Origin of the sequence: Nostoc piscinale CENA21, from assembly GCF_001298445.1 — a bacterium.
Classification (GTDB): domain Bacteria; phylum Cyanobacteriota; class Cyanobacteriia; order Cyanobacteriales; family Nostocaceae; genus Nostoc_B; species Nostoc_B piscinale_A.
Map to the genome: position 1 here is coordinate 1,566,280 of NZ_CP012036.1, position 19,573 is coordinate 1,585,852.

At 41.1% G+C, this 19,573-nt stretch carries 13 protein-coding genes and 1 pseudogene; 9 read left to right on the top strand and 5 right to left on the bottom strand.

The genetic code is table 11. The features are described from left to right. Positions 1 to 200: 200 nt before the first annotated feature. From fabF to ACX27_RS06905, 3 genes are all read left to right on the top strand, one after another. A complete protein-coding gene (gene fabF, locus ACX27_RS06895) occupies positions 201 to 1,448 on the top strand; it encodes a beta-ketoacyl-ACP synthase II (protein WP_062290111.1) in 1,248 nt (415 codons plus the stop codon). 375 nt (positions 1,449 to 1,823) lie between these two features. Further along, positions 1,824 to 3,836, top strand: coding sequence for a transketolase (gene tkt, locus ACX27_RS06900; RefSeq protein WP_062290114.1), 2,013 nt, complete (start codon positions 1,824 to 1,826; stop codon positions 3,834 to 3,836). 283 nt (positions 3,837 to 4,119) lie between these two features. Then, entirely contained in the window at positions 4,120 to 4,551 is a 432-nt protein-coding gene (locus ACX27_RS06905; protein ID WP_062290116.1) for a DUF6006 family protein, read from the top strand. Between the two features lie 162 nt (positions 4,552 to 4,713). On the opposite strand, the pseudogene ACX27_RS06910 reads toward ACX27_RS06905, so the two are convergent. From ACX27_RS06910 to ACX27_RS06925, 4 genes and pseudogenes are all read right to left on the bottom strand, one after another. After that, positions 4,714 to 5,431: pseudogene (locus tag ACX27_RS06910) on the bottom strand (phytochelatin synthase family protein). Positions 5,432 to 5,457: 26 nt separating this feature from the next. Then, positions 5,458 to 6,417, bottom strand: coding sequence for a glycine betaine ABC transporter substrate-binding protein (locus ACX27_RS06915; protein ID WP_062290119.1), 960 nt, complete (start codon positions 6,415 to 6,417; stop codon positions 5,458 to 5,460). A 3-nt stretch (positions 6,418 to 6,420) separates the two neighbouring features. Next, positions 6,421 to 7,050 carry an ABC transporter permease gene (locus ACX27_RS06920; RefSeq protein WP_062290122.1) on the bottom strand — a complete coding sequence of 210 codons (630 nt, stop codon included), beginning with the start codon at positions 7,048 to 7,050 and terminating at the stop codon, positions 6,421 to 6,423. Continuing rightward, positions 7,047 to 7,805, bottom strand: a complete 759-nt coding sequence (locus ACX27_RS06925) for an ATP-binding cassette domain-containing protein (RefSeq protein ID WP_062290125.1) — start codon at positions 7,803 to 7,805, stop codon at positions 7,047 to 7,049. The genes ACX27_RS06920 and ACX27_RS06925 overlap by 4 nt, the downstream gene beginning before the upstream one ends. A gap of 696 nt (positions 7,806 to 8,501) precedes the next feature. Between ACX27_RS06925 and ACX27_RS06930 the strand changes: the two genes are divergently transcribed. The 5 genes from ACX27_RS06930 (at position 8,502) to ACX27_RS06950 (ending at position 11,803) form a co-directional block, all read left to right on the top strand. Beyond that, positions 8,502 to 9,350 (top strand): WecB/TagA/CpsF family glycosyltransferase, encoded by an 849-nt coding sequence (locus ACX27_RS06930; protein ID WP_235526533.1) that lies wholly within the window; start codon positions 8,502 to 8,504, stop codon positions 9,348 to 9,350. 125 nt (positions 9,351 to 9,475) lie between these two features. Further along, complete coding sequence (locus ACX27_RS06935; protein ID WP_062290128.1) at positions 9,476 to 9,697, top strand: hypothetical protein; 222 nt, start codon at positions 9,476 to 9,478, stop codon at positions 9,695 to 9,697. After that, on the top strand, positions 9,675 to 10,376 hold the full coding sequence (locus tag ACX27_RS06940; RefSeq protein ID WP_235526653.1) for a DUF3473 domain-containing protein: 702 nt from the start codon (positions 9,675 to 9,677) through the stop codon (positions 10,374 to 10,376). The genes ACX27_RS06935 and ACX27_RS06940 overlap by 23 nt, the downstream gene beginning before the upstream one ends. 25 nt (positions 10,377 to 10,401) lie before the next feature. After that, the gene (locus tag ACX27_RS06945) at positions 10,402 to 10,722 is read left to right on the top strand and encodes an NAD(P)-binding protein (RefSeq protein WP_144427412.1); all 321 of its coding nucleotides are present in this window, start codon (positions 10,402 to 10,404) and stop codon (positions 10,720 to 10,722) included. Positions 10,723 to 10,933: 211 nt separating this feature from the next. Continuing rightward, positions 10,934 to 11,803 (top strand): hypothetical protein, encoded by an 870-nt coding sequence (locus tag ACX27_RS06950; protein WP_062290137.1) that lies wholly within the window; start codon positions 10,934 to 10,936, stop codon positions 11,801 to 11,803. 195 nt (positions 11,804 to 11,998) lie between these two features. Here the strand turns inward: ACX27_RS06950 and ACX27_RS06955 are convergent, their stop codons facing one another. Next, on the bottom strand, positions 11,999 to 17,518 hold the full coding sequence (locus tag ACX27_RS06955) for a translocation/assembly module TamB domain-containing protein (RefSeq protein WP_062290140.1): 5,520 nt from the start codon (positions 17,516 to 17,518) through the stop codon (positions 11,999 to 12,001). 459 nt (positions 17,519 to 17,977) lie between these two features. Between ACX27_RS06955 and mgtE the strand changes: the two genes are divergently transcribed. Beyond that, positions 17,978 to 19,378 (top strand): magnesium transporter, encoded by a 1,401-nt coding sequence (mgtE, locus tag ACX27_RS06960; protein ID WP_062290143.1) that lies wholly within the window; start codon positions 17,978 to 17,980, stop codon positions 19,376 to 19,378. Positions 19,379 to 19,573 lie beyond the last annotated feature (195 nt).

Below are 19,573 nucleotides of genomic sequence, written 5' to 3' on the forward strand. Positions count from 1 at the left end.
TACTCAAGAGTAAAGAAGTTGTTTTCCTATCTTTATCACTTAGTCTTTCTACCTAAAAACTCAGCACTCAGCAACGCCACTAGCTACTCTGCTGACGACAGTCGCTTCAAGTCGGTAAACCCGTCCACAGCACTGTCTCCTCAACGCAGTGGCTCCTCAGCACTCTAATTTGCAGCTTTCTCGCTACCTTTAACTGAGTCATGACAGATTATATACGTAAACGTGTTGTGGTAACTGGTGTTGGCGCGATTACACCTATTGGCAACACATCGGCGGAATATTGGGAAGGATTAGTCAACGGACGCAATGGTATCGACTACATCACACATTTTGATGCGTCCAGCCATGATTGTCGGATTGCTGGTGAAGTAAAAAACTTCGATCCTCATGAATATTTAGAGCGCAAAGAAGTCAAGCGCATGGATCGATTTTCGCAGTTTGGGGTTTCAGCAGCAAAACAGGCATTGGCTGACGCAAACCTAGTAATTAATGAGCTAAACGCTGAACAGATAGGGGTAATTATTGGTTCTGGCGTAGGCGGGATTAAGGTATTAGAAGACCAGCAAACGGTTTATCTAAATCGTGGCCCTGATCGCTGTAGTCCCTTCATGATCCCAATGATGATTGCTAATATGGCAGCCGGATTGACAGCCATTCACACTGGGGCGAAAGGGCCAAACAACTGTACTGTAACTGCTTGCGCTGCTGGTTCTAACGCCATTGGGGATGCTTTTCGCCTGATTCAAGGAGGGTACGCCCAAGCCATGATTTGCGGTGGCTGTGAAGCAGCAATTACACCTTTATCTGTAGCTGGATTTGCCGCCTGTAAAGCCTTGTCCTTCCGCAATGATGATCCGACTCATGCTTGCCGTCCCTTTGACCGCGATCGCGATGGATTTGTCATGGGTGAAGGTGCGGGAATTTTAATTTTAGAAGAACTGCAACACGCTCTCAGTCGTGGCGCACGCATTTATGGGGAAATCATTGGTTATGCGATGACTTGTGATGCTTATCACATGACCTCCCCAGTTCCCGGTGGTGAAGGTGCAGCTAGAGCCATTCAACTAGCACTCAAGGATGCAGGTATTACCCCAGAACAAGTAACCTACATCAACGCACATGGTACTAGCACTCCAGCTAACGACTCCAACGAAACCAAAGCCATAAAAACAGCCTTGGGCAACCATGCTTATCAAGTAGCAGTCAGCTCTACTAAGTCGATGACAGGTCATTTGTTGGGTGGTTCTGGTGGTATTGAAGCCGTTGCAACCGTACTAGCGATCGCCAACGAAAAAATTCCCCCAACCATTAATCTCGAAAATCCTGACGCTGAGTGTGACTTGGATTATGTTCCTCACACTAGCCGCGCCCAAACAATTGAAGTGGCTCTATCCAATTCCTTTGGCTTTGGTGGCCATAATGTCACCCTAGTCTTTAAAAAGTACTGAGTGCTGAGTGCTGTACAGTAAGCGAAGTCGAAGTGCGAATGCTGAGTGTAGGATTCACACTTCACACTTCATACTTCTCCTCAGATTCGCCAGACAAAAGTATCATAGATATCATTCCCAGCTGAACCAAGGGTTCAGCATGACCAATATTCTCAGGTTGATTAATTACCATAAACTCAGGATATCCCGCTTGTCCATCGCCAATCGGGAATGGGATGATGAGGATACGGTAGGGGAATACCTATCAGTTATCAGTAATCAGTTAAGAGCAGTAGTAAATTCTATCTTGATAACTGTTAACTTTTAACTGTTCTAACAACCCCGGTAAATGAGAAGATCGCAGAGTGCTAACCCGTCGTTAAAAACAATCTTATTATGGCTGTTGCAACCCAATCCCTCGAAGAACTGTGCATTAACTCAATCCGCTTCTTGGCTGTCGATGCTATAGAAAAGGCAAAATCGGGACACCCAGGGCTGCCGATGGGCGCTGCTCCAATGGCATTTGTGCTATGGGATCGCTTTATGCGGTATAACCCCAAAAATCCTAAGTGGTTCAACCGCGATCGCTTTGTTTTGTCTGCTGGTCATGGCTCGATGCTACAGTATGCGCTGCTGTACTTAGCAGGCTATGACAGTGTAAGTATCGAAGATATCAAGCAATTTCGTCAGTGGGAATCTAAAACCCCTGGACACCCAGAAAACTTTGTTACTGCTGGTGTAGAAGTTACTACTGGCCCTTTAGGACAAGGTATTGCCAACGCAGTCGGTTTGGCCATAGCTGAAGCACATCTGGCAGCTAAATTCAACAAACCCGATGCCAAAATTGTTGACCATTATACTTATGTGATTCTCGGTGATGGTTGCAACATGGAAGGTGTTTCTGGTGAAGCAGCTTCCCTGGCTGGACACCTGGGATTAGGTAAACTCATCGCCCTTTATGATGACAACCACATCTCTATTGATGGTTCTACAGATGTAGCCTTCACAGAAGATGTTTCTAAACGTTTTGAAGCTTATGGCTGGCATGTGCTTCATGTCAAAGATGGCAACACCGACTTAGAAGCCATCCACAAAGCCATTGAAGCAGCAAAAGCTGTCACCGACAAACCATCAATGATTAAGGTGACAACAACTATTGGTTATGGTTCTCCTAACAAAGCCAACACCGCTGGGATTCACGGCGCAGCTTTAGGTGGAGATGAAGTAGAATTAACCCGGAAAAATTTGGGTTGGGAAAACGAGCCATTTGTTATTCCTCAAGATGTTCTCAACCATACCCGCAAAGCAGTAGAACGTGGTGCAGGTTACGAAGCTGACTGGAACAAAGCATTTGCTGACTACAAAGCTAAGTATCCCCAGGAAGCGGCTGAATTTGAGCGTTATCTCAGTGGCAAACTGGCTGATGGTTGGGATAAAGTACTCCCCACCTACACCCCTGAAGATAAAGGTCTTCCCACCCGTAAACATTCCGAAACCTGTCTTAACAAATTGGCTGCGGTTGTACCAGAATTAATTGGTGGTTCCGCCGACTTAACCCACTCCAACTTGACCGAAATCAAAGGTAAAGGCGACTTCCAAAAAGGACAATACCAAAACCCCAACATTCACTTTGGTGTGCGGGAACATGCAATGGGCGCAATTTGTAACGGTATTGCCTTGCATAGTTCAGGGTTAATTCCTTACGGTGCTACCTTCCTGATCTTCACCGACTATATGCGGGCGGCTATTCGCTTATCTGCCCTGTCTTTAGCAGGATCGATTTGGGTAATGACTCATGACTCCATCGGTCAAGGTGAAGACGGCCCCACCCACCAACCAATCGAAACCCTCGCTTCCTTGCGTGCTATTCCTAACTTGACAGTGATTCGTCCCGCCGATGGTAACGAAACCTCTGGTGCTTACAAAGTAGCGATTGAAAGAGCAAAACAAAATGATCCTACTTTGTTGGCGTTGACTCGTCAAAACGTTCCCAACTTGGCAGGTACATCTATTGAGGGTGTAGCTAAGGGTGGATACACTGTTGTCGATTCTGAAGGTACACCAGAATTAATCATCATTGGTACTGGTTCAGAATTGAGCCTTTGTGTTACTGCTGCGGAAAAACTCACAGCCGAAGGTAAGAAAGTACGTGTTGTCTCCTTACCTGCTTGGGATTTATTTGAAGCACAAGACGCAGCTTATAAAGAATCTGTGCTGCCCAAAGCTGTCACCAAGCGTTTAGCTGTAGAAGCTGCTTCTAGCTTTGGCTGGCACAAGTATATTGGTACTGAAGGTGATACTGTCACCATTGACCGCTTTGGTGCTTCCGCGCCTGGTGGCGTTTGTTTAGAGAAATTCGGCTTTAGCGTTGATAACGTGTTAGCTAAGGCTAAACAATTGTTGGGTTAATTGCAACAGCCAACATATTCTCTTAACTTGTTAGGGTGGGTAATTTACCCGCCCTTTTTTTGTTTTTTATAGGACTCATATAAAAACGAATAATCCAGGCTTAGAGAGAGGGTGAAGGGGTGTATTTATCTAAAACCCTGACACCCCATACCCTTTCACCCTGACACCCTCTCTCCACGAAAATCTTTGTGCGTAAGTCCTAATTATTTTGCATAAACGCTAAGACCAATACCTATAGATTAAATGGAAAGTACAGATTAAATTTCCGTATTGGTGAAGCATCATGAAAAACATCACAAAGTGGCTTTTGGGCTTGGCGATCGCTCCTGCTGGTTTATTGTTAATATCTAGTCACACTCAAGCCAGTCAAGTTGTCGGTGAGTGGTTCTTTGGTTTCTGGGATTGTAACATTGACGGTAGACCAGCCCGAATGGAATGGAAAGTAGTAGATGACCCCCAAACTAATTGCAATGGGAATATTTGCTCTACTACTTCTGGCGTGCGTTTAATTGGGCGGTTCAGTGATAACGGTAGTGCGTGGGTTCCTCTAGCAAAACGTTTTTCTAGCAGCCGCAGACAAGATTTAGGTATTCGTTATTTAGGCGCAGAACAAGATAATTGGTATCTGAAATACAACAGTCAGGCTCGACGCGCAGAGGGTTGGACAACCTGGCGGGGTAATCGCTATCCACTACAATGTCGCAAACGCAGATAAGTAGGAGACCAATAAGTAGTCGGACAGAATTAATTACACACAGTTATTGCTTCATTTCGCTTGCAATAACTGTAAATATTTTTGTCCATCTACTTATTAAGATGTTGCTCGTTGTTATGTAGATTTAAAAGCACAAGTCGAAGCATTTAAAAACTATAATGTTTATCTATTCACTAAAACAAAGCCGCGTGTCTTACCGGAAGTTGTATCTGTAGTGTTCATCGCCTTCCATAAATCTGCGGCTTTTACCCACACTGGCGGATATTTATAACGAGAAACATCCATAATTAAAAATCTATCTGTCTGCTCATTGTAAGCCGCGATGGGGGAAATATGCCCACCTTTTTCTTGACCAATTTCCTTACGTAAATAGTTAACTATCACAAAGTTATTAGATTGTTTTAAGTTTGTTGAAACTAGCTGACGAAACTGTTCTAAATTGGTATCGGCTGCATGATAAACTTTGACTTGGACATCATAACTAGCAATTAATCCTCCCAATTCTGCTAAAGTCATTCCTTGACGGGCGACAACTTCGGGTGTCAGCACTTTTTTTAGTTTTTTCATTGCTAAAAAAGTTTTCTTGGGTGAACACTCTGTAAGGAGAATATTGTGGTGCTTCTGGTGCGACAATTCCTAAACTATTTAACACCATCACACTACTAGCCACACCACAAAAAGCTTGATTATTTTGCGTGACAAACTGCATAGTCAAAGGAAAGAAATCTTCTCTTGAGTGACTTTGAATTAATAACTTCTCTCCCTCCTTAGAATTAAATGCAATCAAGTTATTGGAGAGGGGTAATGTTTGAGCAATAACAGTTCCACTAGAAACACAAAACCAGATAATTGCAGCTTTCAAAGTTGTATTTAACTTCATAAACTCTCCACTTAAAAACTTTGCGCCTATCCTGCGGGTTTGCCGTTAGACGTTCTCGTAAGAGTAGACGCTACCGCGTCTGTGCGTGAACCTAAACCCTTAGATTTAAGAAACTCACGCACAACCTCTTTAATATTTTGTAATTCGCCTTCAACTAAATAATTTAACTGCCGCATTTCATCTGCGGAAATTTTACCAGAAAGTTGAGCGATCGCACTTCTTAATTCCGGGTATTTATTTAACGTTTCTTGTCTGATAATTGGCGTAGCTTCGTAAGGGGGAAAGTATTGTTTATCATCCTTTAACACAGCCAAACCCAAACGAGTAATTTGTCCATCAGTAGAATTTCCCGCTACCATATCTACTTGTTTTTGTATTAAGGCGCGATATATTAAACCCAAGTCCATAATTTGCGGTGATTTAGAAAAACGCAAATCGTAAGTTTTAGCTAACCCAGGAAAACCATCGTCACGTTCTAAAAATTCATAGCCAAAACCGCCGCGCCATTGGGGTGTATATTGTGCAGCTTGAGATAAAGTTTGAATATTATATTTCTTGGCATCTTCACCCCGAATTACCATTGCAAAAGTATTTTCAAAACCCAAACTAGGCATTACTTCCAGCTTAAATTGTTGGGAGTATGCTTGTTTTAATTTCTCATAAACTACTTTCGGGTCATTGACAGCTTTTTGTTTTAAAATACCAGTAAAAGCTGTACCAGTGTATTCAATATAAGCGTCTATTTTCCCCGCCAGGATAGCATTATGACAAACAAAAGAACCGCCTAAACGGGGACGACGGACAACTTTAAGCTTAGTTGTTGCTTCAATTTGTTGGGCTAATAATTCACCTAAAATATCTTGTTCGGTAAAATCTTTAGAAGCAACAACAATATCGCCCGTGGTATTATTCGCACTAGGGTTACAAGCTGCGATCGCCACTACTAAAGTAAAAGTTAAAATAAAAAATATTAAAAATCTTTTCATTACTTATTTAACTTTTAATCTGGTTTCCAACAACCCAATTAACAAATCTGCCAGTAAAGCAATCACGGCTGCTGGTACTGCCCCAGCTAAAATTAAATCATTATTTACTACCGCAATGCCGCGAAAAATAAACACGCCTAAACCACCAGCACCAATAGCAGCCGCAATTGTGGCAATACCAATACCTATCACTGCGGCAACTCTCACACCTGCTAAAATTACACTCATTGCTAAGGGAATTTCGACTTGTAATAATAATTCTTGGTCAGTCATTCCCATACCTCTCCCAGCTTCGATAATTGCTGGATCTACACTGGTAATGCCTGTGTAAGTATTGCGAATTATTGGGAGGAACGAATATAAAGTCAACGCAACAATAGCTGGAATAACACCAATTCCACCAATAATTGGGACAGGAATTAGTAAACCAAATAATGCCAAACTTGGAATGGTTTGCAGTACATTAGCAATACCCAGAATGGGTTGACGCAAATGAGTTTGACGGGTAATTAAAATACCTAACGGAATGCCAACAAGTGTGGCAATTGTAATGGCAATGCCTACCAAAAATAAATGTTCCAGCGTGTGCTGTAAAATTTCTGGGGCATACTTAATCAAGAAAAAGTCTTTCATAAACTGTCTTGCAGAGAACGCAGACATTGAAGAAACGCTAGGCTTTCTGGATGTTGCGATCGCAGAAACTCCTCCTTTGTACCTAATACTACCAGTTCTCCGTCATACATTAATCCAATTCGAGAAGCTAAGACAAACGCTTCTTGGATATCATGGGTCACAAACACCACCGTCTTACCGAGTTCTTGCTGTAACCGCCGAAACTCCTGTTGCAATTCTAAGCGCGTAATGGGGTCGAGTGCGCCAAAAGGCTCATCCATCAACAAAACTGGAGGATCTGCGGCTAACGCCCTGGCTACCCCTACCCTTTGTCTTTGTCCCCCTGAAAGTTGATGGGGATAACGCCCTGCAAACTGCACAGGATCTAAACCTACCAATTGCAACAATTCATAAACTCTTGTTTTAATTTGTTTCGGTTTCCAACCTTCTAAACTAGGAACTAAACCAACATTACGTTCTACAGTGAAATGAGGAAATAAACCAGTTTCTTGAATTACATAACCAATTTTGCGGCGCAGTTTAATTTCATCCCATTGACTTGTCGGAGTTCCATCAAATACGACTTCACCTGTTGTTGGCGTAAACAGACGGTTAATTAATTTCATAGTGGTAGTTTTACCGCTACCACTGCGTCCAAGTAATATTAATGCTTCTCCTTGATGAATCGAAAAATTAAGATTTGATACTAAATTGCGACGGTTACGGCTAAAGCTGACATCGCGGAATTCAACAGCAATTGAGCGATTTTGCGACATGGTTGACTGTTGGTTATTAACTTGAAGCTATTATTACTGATTTTGCTGATAAGTAAATATAGAGTTTTAGATGTAGTATTCAGAAAATAGATATCTCAAACTCTTCTAACTTTGTGTCCTACCCTGCGGGAAGCCGCTATCGCGTCTATGCGCCCTTTGCGGTACCCTTCGGGAAGCCGCTTGCGCGTCTGCGTTTTTTCATAATTCTGCGTAAGGATTATTAGGATGATTTTTGTCTCACGCAAAGGCGCAAAGGCGCAAACAGTAAGATGTCATTGTGAGGGAGCTTTAAAGCAAATCCCCAAAGCATTATTCAGTTAGGGCTATTGAATGTAAATATACGTAAACAAATATTGTGTTTTTTTTTATTAATAGTTCAATATATAAGTTACAACTTTAATTTAAAAATCGTTAAAATAAAAGTGCAAATTATAGTTTGTCAATATTTTTTGATCTATAAAAATTAACTCTGTTTAATCACCCTCAAAAAATAAAAATAAGCGAATTGCTAAATATTCAAATATAGACCGAGTAGAAATTTGAGAGTTTATGTCTTAACATAAACCCTTAAAATGAGGTTTTTAGTAAACACCTTATTCAATCAGGCTGAGAGATTATTCCTTATCTCAAATAAGGTTGTTTTGTTGTGTCACTCATAGCGAGTAATACTAAAAAAATTTTGCTAAACGAATGCCAATGCTACAAGTCACAGATATAGACAAGCAGTACTATATTCTCGGAATGAAGCTATCTGTATCTAATTATGAATATGTTACTCAGTTAGTCATCAAATGGGCTAAAGCAAGGCAGTCAAGATATATATGTCTAGCTAATGTACATATGGTAATGGAAGCTTACGACTCTGCTAAATTTCGTCAGCTTGTGAATTCCGCAGATTTGGTAGCTCCAGATGGTAAACCATTAAGTTGGAGTCTACAAGCTTTAGGTGTAATCAATCAGCAACAAGTTTGTGGTAGAGAACTTACACTGCATATATGTAAAGCAGCATCATTCAGCAGAATACCTATCGGTTTCTATGGGAGCAGTAAAGAAGTTTTGAAGGCTTTGATAACAAAGATGCAACAGCGTTATCCAGATTTAGATATTGCCTATGCTTATTCACCCCCTTACTATCCTCTTACTTTAGAAGAGAAGAATGTCGTAATTGAAGAGATTAAGGCTTCAGGAACACGAATTCTGTTTGTCGGATTAGGATGTCCTAAACAAGAGCGTTGGATGGCTCAGCATAAAAATCAAGTTCCTGCGGTTATGTTAGGAATTGGAGCAGCCTTTGATGTCCTTGCAGGAGCTAAACCGCAGGTTCCTGGTTGGATGCAAAAGTTGGGTTTAGAGTGGCTTTTTCGGCTGTGTTTGGAACCTCGACGATTGTGGTATAGAAACTTTAGACATAGCCCTAGATTTGTAATATTTTTTGCTTTAGAAATATTGAAATTACTATTACTATCTTTATGTATACTTGCGCCAGAAGTTGATTTGAAATTACAAGAATCACCCTTAAAAATAATGCAACATAAAAAATTATAGATAGGAAATAAAGCAGTAAATCTTTTGACAAAAAAATATAAGAATTAGCATAGACTCAAAATCTATTGTTAATAATTAAGTACTATTTGCTAATTACCTATAAATAATTATTGAATTTAAATAATATGAATATCTCATTTGCCCAACAAGTTACAAACAAAACTCAGCGGCTACAGCACGCTTTTACAGTAGATGTTGAGGACTGGTATCACGGTGCAATTGATGAAGAAATCAAAATCACTGCTGAACGCCGTTTGCATTATGGCTTAGGTAGTTTATTAGAACTTTTGGCAGAGTATAAAATCAGAGGAACTTTTTTTTTGGCTGGGACAGGCAGCATTCGATAACCGACATCTTGTTAAGCAAGTAGCACAATCAGGCCATGAAATTGCTTGCCACGGCTGGTTCCACGAATATGTGTACAGTATGTCTCCTCAAAAATTCAGAAAAGATACTAAACGCGCCCAGGAATTTCTAGCCGACTTGACGGGAAAACCCATAATTGCTTACCGCGCACCTTATTTCTCAATTACCCGCAAATCACTTTGGGCGTTGGATATTCTTGCGGAACTGGGATTTCATTACGACTCCAGTATTTTTCCCACCAACAATTGGCGCTACGGAATACCAGATTATGAACCCAAAATACAAGAAATTCACACGCCCGCAGGTTCAATTTATGAAATACCACTTTCCATTCGACCAATACTGGGACACAATATCCCAATAAGTGGCGGAGCTTACTTTCGTCTTTATCCGTATGCTCTAACAAAATCTAATTTTTTGAGAGCAGAGCGTAACAATTGTTCTGTAATATTTTACATTCATCCGTGGGAATTAGATCCGGATCACCCACCAGTCTCACTCTCTTGGAAAGAACAACTCACGCATAACATTAATCTTCGCTCTACAAACATTAAACTACAACAATTATTGCTTGATTTTTCCTTTGTGACTTTAAGTGAAGTTTTAAATAATCATTTGAGCAATCATCATCAATCAAAAGCATTAATTGGTTTCGATTAAAACTATATTTCAAAATCGTAAATTAATGAATATCAAACAGAGCAATTCAAAACATATTTATATTTTGGGAGCAGGCCCAGCAGGTTTAGCATCTGCCTATACATTGACAAAACAAGATGAGTCTGTAGTTGTTGTAGATAAAGATTCTCAGGTTGGAGGACTGTCTAAAAGTATTGTTTATCAAGGTTTCATTTTAGATTATGGAGCGCATTATTTATGTACAAGTCCTCAGCCTGTATTAGAACTTTTTAACGAAATATTAGGCTCTAATAAAGTAAATATTAATACCTTAATTAGGGTATACTGGCGAAAAAAAATTCTTAAGTTACCCTCCGAAAATTCATGAATTATTATCAGTTCTTTCAGGGGAAGAAATAATCAAAGTTATAAGTTCTTATCTCCAAGCTAAAATTTATCCAAATGCTAGTATTGAAAATTATCATGAACAATTAAGTTCTAGATTTGGTAAATATTTATTTGAAATCTTTTTTAAAGATTATATAGAAAAAGTTTGGGGTATTTCTGGAAAACAAATAAGTGCTAATGCTGTAGCAAGAGTGACAACTAATCTTTTTGAAAAATATCTCAACATATTTATACAAATAATTCATAACTGGTTCACTAGCAAAAGCTTTACTAGTAATGTTAGTAGCAATCAAGTTTTGTATCCTAAAAAAGGCTCCGGACAATTTTATAAAGGAATTGCACATTACATCTGTTCACAAAATCAACAAGTATTATTAGATACAGAGGTAGTTCAAGTTAAACATAATTCCTTTTTGATCAACGAACTTGTTTTGAAAAATCTTCATACCGGGCAAGAAGAAGCTCATAAGTGTAGAGGGGTAATTTCATCGATACCCATAAATTTATTGCTACAAAAACTTTCTCCTTCTCCTCCAGAAAGAATTCTAAATTTGGTGAAATATTTAAAATTTCGTAATACTATTCTTGCGTATTTAATTATTGAAGGTAATCAAATTTTTCCTGAGCATAGTTTATATATTAATGATAAGAGTGTGCAGGTTGTGCGGGTCACTAATTTTGCTAATTGGTCACCTGATATCCTGCCCAATTGTTACCAAACGCCTCTTTGTTGTGAGTACTGGTGTGATTTTAATGAATCAATTTGGCAACTTTCGGATCAAGAAATTTTAGTTCAAGCTGAACAAGAACTTAGAGAAATTGGATTGTTAGCTCAACAGACAGTTTCTAGCGGCTTTGTTGTTAGGTTAGCGCGTACTCATCCAATTTATACTGTCAATTATCAAACAGCTTTATTAGAAATTCAAGATTATCTTAAACAGTTTCAAAACCTACAAATAGTAGGTCGTGGAGGCTCTTTTAGTTACTTTGATCAGGATATGGTGTTGTTAATGGGAATGTCATCTGCAAAAGATTTGCTAAATTCCTTAAAAGCTCTTTGAAAAGCAAGAAAGCCCAGGTGGGAGCAACGCGATTTTCTGAAGTCGGGTAAAAAACGAGCGATCGCTAAATCATGTACTTAAGTAGTTAATTAAAATAAATACTTTCAAAAAAGAGTTAATACTGAAAATACACGAGAGTAGTCTATTTTGAGAGTTGTTTAAATTTATTATGGAAACAAAAAAAGTGTAGGATTGTTAAAATCGAGTTTCATATTCAAAGAACAGTAGATTTTCATTGCCCAAATCGGTTGCGCCGCGTACTAAAATTTCGTCATTGAGCCGATAGAGGACGTTGTAACGGAACGACGCATCACTACTAAATAAAGGTCGTGATAAGGAAACAGAAAAATCTCGATTTAGGTTGAATACACCTTCGGCTGATAAATCGAGAACTGATGAACGTCTTGCTGTTTGATCAGTAATGGGAGTAGGAAAGATGCGAAATTCACTAAAACCAATTGCTTGACCGATCGCAGTAATCGTACCTTGTAAACTACCTAAAACTGTCGTGCCGGCAAAATTAGTTAATCCTTGGGTGACATCTCCGGTTTGAGCAAAATTATTCAAAATTGAGCCACCTAGTAAAGCCACAATTTCTCCTTGACTGCGGCGGGGTTGACTTGTCAATTCTAAATTTTCGTTTAATCTACTAGCGCGTCCTGTCACCCTTGCTTGTACGCGCACGGTGCGTAAAGTACCAAAATTGATCGCAGAAGCATCGCTGATTTCTGCTGATGAAGGGGATCTTACAATCCGATTATTGGTCGCGGAGGTTTCAGGGACGATCGCTAACAGTCGCACATTCAAGGTAGGATCAAGTCCTTGACTGGGGGTAAAGGTGGCTGTTTGTTCATAGCCGCGTTCTAAGGTGAACTCGGTGCTAAATAAACTGACTCTTCCCCCTGTTAACCGAATTTCTCCTTGGGGGAGAGGTTTGGCTAATGTGCCGTTAATTGTTAAGTCACCTTTGGCATTAAAGCTGAGTATCGGTTGACTAAATCCTCCTACTCCCGGTACAAAACTGAGTAAAGGTTGACTTGTTACCCGCACATCATTACCCAAAGTCAAGCGTAAGTTGTCAAACGCTACAGGTAAATTAGGTCTAGTTGCAGTAGTAGTAGTATTTGTAGGGCTGGGGTTAGTGTCTGGGGGTGTGACGGCACTAATATTGATGTCACTACTATCAGTCGTGGTTGGTTGGGCGTTAGCGGTGGTGGAGTTGCCAATAATTACCTGTCCATCACTCAGTTCTATTTCGCCGCCAATTTGGGGTTTGAGTGCTGTTCCTTGAATCACCGCATTACCACTCACACCACCTTCATACAAACCAGGGACTTGAAAATCTAGCGGTTTTTCTATTAATACTGTCAAAGGATTGGTTGTATTTGCCTGGGGTGTAAAAATTGGCAAAATTCCTGATGCCGTGACTAACCCTTGATTGTAATTAGCTTGAATACCTTCTATATTTACTATATTGCCGTTAAATTGGGCTGTTCCCGTAACATTTGTGAGCGGTTCCGATAAAGCTTGAGCGCGAATAGTAGCATTATTCAATGTGGCATTGCCATTAATAATCGGCTGGTTTAAAGTACCACCAACATTCACAGCCACTTGTCCTTGTCCATCTATCCATGAAACTTGATTGTTAGTCAGCAGATTTAACAGTGTTAAACCTTCGTTACTCACATTAGCGTTAACACTGATTTGATTACTAGCTGGTTTGGCAGCGACAAAGGGTAAGGGTGCTGGAATACTACCTGTAGCTGTGATGGGTTGGGTTCCTGTCAGCAGTAAAGCACTGTCAAAATTTAAGCGGGCATTTTCGTAGGCAAATTTTACCTGTCCTGTCTGCACTGGTTGGTTATTCAGAGTTGCATTCGCCAGTGACACTTCGCCATTCACGCTGGGGTCGAGGAAACTGCCTTGCAAATTAGCCACAGCATTCACTTCACCTGTGACATCTAGCGGATATTGGGCAATAAACGGCTGAAATAGGGATAACGGTAAACTAGCCACATTCAACTGTCCAGTAAGTTGGTTCAAGCCTAACTTGCCGGCAAAAGCTACCTGTCCTTGATTGATGCCAATGCTCAAGGGTGAAAGAGTAACCACACCATTGGCAAAATTACCTTGAGCAATAACTTGATTAATCGTATATTGTCCCCATTGCCAGTTATTCCCTTGAAGATTAAACCCAGCATTCAACCCAGATTTTAAAGAACCACTGGCTACTACTGTTCCATTCAAAGCACCTGTTAATTCTGCCAAGCTGGGTAAAGGCGGTGCTTGTTTTTTCTCTTGCTGTTGTTGCTGTTCTGTGGCTGTGGCAATTTTAGAGAAGTATTCTAGTTGTGTGAGCAAGTCTGCATTGGGTAAGCGCACAGATGTGGTATCAAGTGCGGTTGCGCCTGCTAGTGTGGGTGGTTCTGTACCTGTGCTGAAATCTTTAAAATCGTAGATATTAAACGCTTGTAAAAGTTCTTGTATTCGCGTTTGGGCTAAATTCGCTTGGACTTGAAATTGGGGATTATTGCCAGTTTGCACACTTCCACTGAGGGCAATGCTACTTTCTCCCAGACGCAAGAGACCGTTAGTTAAGTTAGCCGCACCATTGGCATAATTAAAACTACCACGAAATTCTGCGGCGGAAACTCTGGCAACACGGGGCTGAGAAATTGCCACATCTCCCGCTAAAGCATAATTATTCAGATTAACTACTAAATTTCCTGATAATTGCCCGCCCAAGGGTTTCAAGTTATTGTTAGGTAAAAAGCCGCCAACCAAGGCGATGGGAAATTGTTGGGCGTTGATAATTAAATTATCTCCCTCGGTTCTACCTGTAGTAATAGCGCCATCACGCCGGACTAAAAAGGAAGTTGGGCGATAGTTGCCATCGAGGTTGAGGGCTATCCTATCTTGTGTACCTGCGAGGCGCAGACTTGCCCCTTGTCCGCCTTGAAAATTCACATTACCAGTTAAAACGGGGTCAAATGCTACGTTTCCGACATTGAAATTCCGTAGCCGCAGACTACCCGTAGCTTGGGGAACTTCTGGAGTACCTGTCACTCGCCCATTAAAATCAACAAAACCTGATAGGGCGATATCTCCGGGAACTTGCACACCAGTATTATTGAGGTTGAAATTCTGCGCCAGGACATCAAAATTAAAGCCGGTGATTTTCGGTGTACCTGTTGCTGGTAATTGTACAGCGATCGCACCACTCGCACTAACCCCCGGTGTCGTCGCCCGTGGCACAATAATTTGCTGACCATTCCAACGAAATTCGGCTGACAATGGTTGTGCTAACTGCGCTATTCCTTGGTTGGCGCGAAGTTGTCCGGCGGCGCGGATATCTGCTAAGGCAAAAGATTTTGTATTCCCAGCCACCTGCACATTACCATTCAGCCTACCCCGTAGTTGGGGTGAAAAACGGCTGAGTTGAATTTGAGAAGCATTCGCCACTGCTTGCCAGCGACCATTATTCAAGCTAATATCCCTGACATTGACTCTACCCCCCGCCACACTCAAGTTTGCTTGTCCTGACGCTTGAATGGTTTCCGGTTGGAAAGATTTTGTGCTGCCTGATAAATTCACAGAGGCACTACTTAATACTCCTTGGAATTGTGCGGGAATCTGCGAAAAACGGCTGAGTTGAATTTGGGAAGCATTCGCCACTGCTTCCCAGCGATTATTATTCAAGTTAATATCCCTGACATTAACTCGACCCCCCGCCAGACTCAAGTTTGCTTCTCCTGAAGCTTGAAAAGATTTGGTACTACCCGCCAAACTCACCGAAGCACTAGTTAATACTCCCTGAAATTGGGCAGGAATTTCTTTAAATCGGCTTAACTCAACTTTTTCTGTATTAACAACAGCTTGCCAACGGTTTTGGGCAACTTGACCTTTAGCAGTGATGGTATTACCCGCTACATTAAACACAGCCGTTGGCAAAACAAAATTCTGCCCTTGTTGCTCAATGACTGCTGCACCGATGGTTGGGTAGGTAGCATTCGGCGCTTGCACTTGGGCGACTGTCCGCAAATTCCCCAGATAGCCAAAAACCCTAGCATTGGCTGAGACGTTCCCGACTTTGATGCTAGATGCAGAGTTGTTGGTTTTGGCGATGACATCCCCTGGTAAATTTTGGGCGAGAACATTCAACAATACTCTGCCTTGGGGCGCTAGTTGCACTTGACCACCGCCGACGATTTGCCCTCCGGCTGGTGGTTGCACCAAGATTCTGGCAATGTTGAGTACTAAAGGTTGCTTGCCGAGAGAACCAGTAATTTGTGTATTAGCTGAGACATTACCGATGCTAATTGGTGGTGTAATCCCGTATTTCTGCGCCAGTATATCTCCTGAAATACCTCCGGCTTGCAGGTCAAATTTTACTTGACCGCCTAGTATTGCTTGACCACCGCCTGTAATGATTCCACCTGCTGCGGGGACGAGTTTAAGATTTGAGACAGTGATTTGAGAAGCATTTTTATTGACATTGAGGCGAAAGTCAGTATTAACAGTTTGGAACTGCACACGGTCAACTTGAACAGGTTTGGTGTTGCTGACTGTACCGCTAAGAACTGGCTGTTGCAGAGAACCTTGCACTTTAACCTTGGCTTGGACTTCCCCCGTGGCGACGACGGGAGATTTAACGTTGAAGGTGTCTAAGAGATTTTTTGCATTGACGGGTTTGACAAGGGCGGAAAGGTCAAAACCTGTTTTTAGATTGACTGTACCATTGGCTAAGAGAGGAACTTTGCCCAAATTGGTGGTGAGATTATCTAATGCGATCGCCTCACCTTGAAATACTAATCTGCCATTAGAATTAACAAACTTCTGGGGAACATTTTGAATTTGCGCTGTGACTTGATGAGGAATAGCAGTCCCGGTAATTGCTATATCTGAAGCATCTGCGGGAATTGTCACTTTTAAATCAGCATCTACCCTTCCGGCTTGCAAAACAAGGGGTAATTCCAGTAATCTACTAACATTTGATGCTGATAAATTATCTGCTGCAACCTGAAGATTAGTTTGTTGCGGTTGAAATTGTGTATCACCAGAAATTTTAACTGTGCCGCCTCTAGCAAATTGACCTGTTATTTCATAACTAGCTCCTTTATTTTCTGGTAAAAATCGCGCCACACCACCAAATTGATTAATCACTACAGAACCTTTAGGTTTGGTTGGTGCAGAAGCTGGTGATAATTCTACATTGCCATTAACAATCTGAAGTGTTTGTAATTGAGTTTGAACAATACCTTTTCCTTCTTGAGACTTGACCTCAGTTGTTACCCAACGCCCATCCTGGTTTTGCTGAATGTAAACATCGGGTTGAACCAAGGTGACATTTAACGGTAGTGTGCGGGTGAACAGGACTGGTAACAGTGAAAACTTTACCTCAACAGCCTTTGCTGTCAATTGGTCAGCATCCGTAGGCGTTGCTGGTATTGATAAAGAACTAAATCTCAAGCTAGAAAGAGAAAAAGACTCTACTTGACCTAAATTAATTGGTCGCCCTAGTAATTGTTCCAGATTTGTTTCTACTAACGGTGCTAATTCGTTATAAACATAATTTCTTACCCACCAAATTCCTGATGCAATGCCAGCAAGCAAGAAAATTCCTATAACTAGGCTAGTACGTCTTAAAAGGAGAAGATGTAATAAACGACGGTTTGTCGGCTCCTGATCATTTCCTGAATTGGGAGGGCGCGTCATTTTCGTTACCAGCAACGCTATCGAGTAACAAAGTTATTATTACCCGAAAACAACATAGTTGTTTTACCTAACTTCTCAAAACTTGTTCTAGATAGATTAGTAGTTCCTTCTCTTGAGAGATGACAGACTGATAGTACTTATTTGGGTGTAGGGGGGTAAGGGTTTAGGGGTGTAGGGGAAGACACACTTTTTTACACCCTCATACCCCCAAACCCTGACACCCTCATAACCCCCGCACCCTGACACCCTCATACCCCACACCCTGACACCCCTACACCCTCATCTTCCTAACTAAGTTTCAAGCATTAATTAACAGTCTATTTGCTACGTTAACAGGAGAAATTCAAGAAAAGTTAACCTGAAGTAAAAAAAAATACATCGTTTAAGGTTTCATCTTCCGGCATTGTCTCATAGACTAGGGGCAGCAACCTTATTAAAACTGGCTGAGGAAAGTGGAAATTGACTGAGACAAACAACTTAAACTCTACCTTTCAAGATGTGTCCCGTAGAGAATTGCGAGATTTAGTCAGGACGCAATTGCAAATGCTGTTAGAAGCAGCAGATTTACAAGCGGCAAAATCAATTTTAGTACCCGTACAACCTGCGGATATTGCCGAAGCAATTGAAGGTTTACCAGAAGCGATGCACGCTTTAGCTTTTCGTTTGCTTTCTAAAGATGAAGCGATCGAAGTCTACGAGTATCTTGACTATAGTGTACAAGAACGATTAATTGAAGAATTAAAAAGTCAAGAAGTTCGTGATATTGTCGATCAAATGTCTTCGGATGACAGAGCGAGGTTATTTGATGAATTGCCTGCCAAAGTTGTCAATCGGTTGCTAGAACAATTAAGTCCGGTAGAACGTCAAGCTACGGCTTTGCTGTTAGGTTATGAACCTAATACAGCCGGGCGAATTATGACTTTAGAGTTTATTTCTCTCAAGGAAAATATTACAGTTATTCAGGCTCTAGAGCGGATTCGTCGGTTAGCTAATGCCAGCGAAATCATTTACTATCTCTACGTCACAGACGCAGAACGACGCTTGACAGGGATTGTATCTCTGCGAGATTTGGTAACATCTCAACCAGAACAAATCATTGGGGAAATTATGACCCGTGATGTGATATTTGTTCGCACAGATACAGACCAAGAAGAAGTCGCAAGAGCCATCCAAAGATATGACTTTTTAGCTGTACCTGTGGTAGATAAACAACAGCTTTTGGTAGGTATTGTTACGGTTGATGATGTAATTGATATTTTACAAGAAGAAACCACTAAAGATATTTATGCGTTAGGTGGTGGTGTACAGTCGAGTGGCGATAATTATTTCCAGATGAACTTGATGGAAGTCGCACGTAAACGAGTGGTATGGTTATTTGTTTTATTAATTACTAATACTGTTACAGGCACAATAATTAAATCCCAAGAAGATATTTTAACCAAAGTAGTCACCCTAACAGCATTTATTCCTTTATTAACAGGAACTGGCGGTAACGTAGGCGCTCAATCTTCGACAGTGGTAATTCGGGGGATGAATACTGAAGAAATTCGTTCTCTCGGTACATGGCAAGTAATTGGCAGAGAAGCGATCGCAGGTTTACTCTTGGGTGGTATGCTGGGGATAATCGCTACAATTTGGGCATATTTTTTACAAGGAAGAATTGAAGTTGCGATCGCTGTTGGTACTAGTTTAGTCGCGATTTCGGTTTTAGCTTCGGTTTCTGGTTCCACACTGCCATTTTTATTTCGGATGTTACGTTTAGATCCTGCTTTGATGTCTGCACCATTTATCACCACAGCCGTCGATGTCGTAGGAGTTTTGATTTATTTCAATTTGGCAAGAGTAATTTTACAGCTATAGCAGAAGGCACTCCGGCAAAGCCGGAGAAGTCAAAAGTAAAAAACCAAAAGTCAAAAGTATTCTTGATTTTTGACTTTTAACTTTTGCCTTGTGACTTACCGTTATGCGGTTGAGGCAGGAGACAGGGAAAGTCTTGTAAAAACACTAACACTCTTCCACCCCCCCCCAAAAGTAAACAGATGGATAAAATTTACC